Source organism: Thermodesulfobacteriota bacterium (assembly GCA_040756475.1).
Taxonomy (GTDB): Bacteria; Desulfobacterota; Deferrisomatia; order Deferrisomatales; family JACRMM01; genus JBFLZB01.
Map to the genome: position 1 here is coordinate 1 of JBFLZB010000340.1, position 2,290 is coordinate 2,290.

Annotated in this window: 1 protein-coding gene; it reads right to left on the minus strand. The window is 72.1% G+C overall.

Annotated elements, in window-relative coordinates:
- Positions 1-307 precede the first annotated feature (307 nt).
- On the minus strand, positions 308-2,290 hold a 1,983-nt coding region (locus AB1578_23460), incomplete at its 5' end, for a UvrD-helicase domain-containing protein (protein ID MEW6490856.1).

Sequence of the window (2,290 nt, forward strand, 5' to 3'; positions counted from 1 at the left end):
CGCCCGGGGACGATCGCAGCCCCTTGCGGGCGCACGCAGTGCGCCCCTATCGGACCTGGACCCCGAGATTGCGCGCCAGCGGGTCTACCCACACGAGCTGAAAGAGAGCCGCTTTGAGCGGCTCCCAGTTGTCCCGCCGCCTTGGGCGGCGCCAGGTTATCAACCCCCCACCTTGGGTGGGGGTCTCGACCCCTTCGCCGGACTGGCTATCTCGTCGGCAACACGATCGTAGCCAATGGCGGGATGTATGCGGGCACCAGGGCCTCAGGGCTAATTCCGTGGAATCGGGCCCCCCGGGTGATCGCCCTCACTCCCCCAGCAGCGCCTGGATTCCCCGGAAGAAGTTCTTCACCTGCACCGTTTCCTCGGCCGGGCTTCGCTCGGGCCGGGCGCCGCCCTGCTCGGTGAGGTCCAGGGGCACCTCGGAGAGGAAGCGGGAGGGCACCGAGACCGCGGCGTGGCCCCGGCGCCGCCGGGTGCGGGCGTGGCAGAGCACCAGGCGCTCCCGGGCCCGGGTCATCCCCACGTAGCAGAGCCGGCGCTCCTCCTCCAGGGCCGCCGCGGCGAGATCCGCCCCCTTGACGAGCGGCAGGAGCCCCTCCTCCAGCCCCGCCAGGAACACCACCGGAAACTCCAGGCCCTTGGCGGAATGCAGCGTCATCAGGGTGGCTTCGTCCGCCCCCTCCTCGTCTTTCTCCGCCGGGGGGTCGAGGCTGAGCTTCTCCACGAAGAGGCCCAGGTCCACCCTGCCCCCCACCTTGGGGCCGTCGGCCACGGATTCCGCCAGCTCCTCCAGGAGCTCCAGTCGGCGGGCCACCGCCCGGGGAGAGTCGTAGGTGGCCTCCACCTCGGCCCGGAGCCCCGCGTCCCGGTAGAAGTCCCGCAGGCCCTGGGGCGTGAGCCCCTCCGCCCGGAAGCGGGTCCCGTAGGTCTCCAGGAGCGCGAGCAGCCCCCGGGCCCCGGCCCGGGCCTGGGGGGAGAGGTCTTCGGCCGCGGCCAGCCCCCGGCGCAGGCTCTCTCCCCGCCCCTCGGCCGCCCCCTTCACCCGCAGGAGCGCCTGGGGTCCGAGTCCCCGCCTGGGGACGTTGGCGATGCGAAGCAGGCTCGCGTCGTCCCGGGGGTTGTGCAGGGCCTTGAGGTAGGACAGGACGTCGCGCACCTCCTTGCGATCGAAGAACCGCGAGCCCCCCACGACCCGGTAGGGGATGGCGTGGGCGCGAAAGGCTCCCTCGAAGGCGCGCGCCTGGGCGTTGGTGCGGTAGAGCACGGCGAAGTGGGACCAGGGGCGGCGGGTGCGGAAGGTCTCGGCCAGGATCGCGCTCGCCACCTCCTCCGCCTCCCCCGCTCCGTCCTCGGCGGCGATCCACCCCACCGGGTCGCCCCGCCCCTTCCCGGTCCACAGCTTCTTCTCCCGGCGTCCGGGGATGCGGGAGACCACCGCGTGGGCCGCGTCCAGCACGGTGGCGGTGCTGCGGTAGTTCTCCTCCAGCAGGACGACCCGGGCGCCGGGAAAGTGCTCTTCGAAGCGCAGGATGAGCCCCACCTCGGCCCCCCGCCACCCGTAGATGGCCTGGTCGTCGTCGCCCACCACGCAAAGGTTTTGTCTCCGGCCTGCCAGCGCCTTGAGAAGCTCGAACTGGACCGGGTTGGTGTCCTGGTACTCGTCCACCAGCAGGTAGTGGAAGGTGTGCTGCCACCGGGCCAGACAGTCGGGGCTCTCCCGGAAGATCCGGAGCGGCAGGAGGAGCAGGTCGTCGAAGTCCACGGCGTTGTGGGCGCGCAGGAGCGCCTGGTAGGCCCGGTAGGCGTCGCGGAGCACCTTGGTGCGGTCGGCGCCCGGGGGCACCTCCACCGCGTCGGGAAGGATGCCCCGGTTCTTCCAGTAGGAGATCGCCTCCTGCACCTCGGCCGGGTCCAGGGGAATCTTGGCTTCGCGCACGATCTCTCGCACCGAGGTGCGCTGGTCGGCCTCGCCGTGGAGGCTGAAGCGGGGGTCAAAACCCAGCCGCCCCACGTCTTCGCGCAGGATGCGAAGCCCCAGGGAGTGGAAGGTGCTCACGGTGAGCCCCTGGGTGCGGCTCCGGCCCGCCAGGGTCTCCACCCGCTCGCCCACCTCCCGGGCCGCCTTGTTGGTGAAGGACAGCGCCAGGAGGCGCTCGGCCGGCACCTGGAGGCGCAGGAGATGGGCGATCCGGTAGGTGATGACCCGGGTCTTGCCCGAGCCGGCCCCGGCCAGCACCAGGAGCGGCCCCTCGCGGTGGGTCACGGCCTGGAGCTGGCGGTCGTTCAA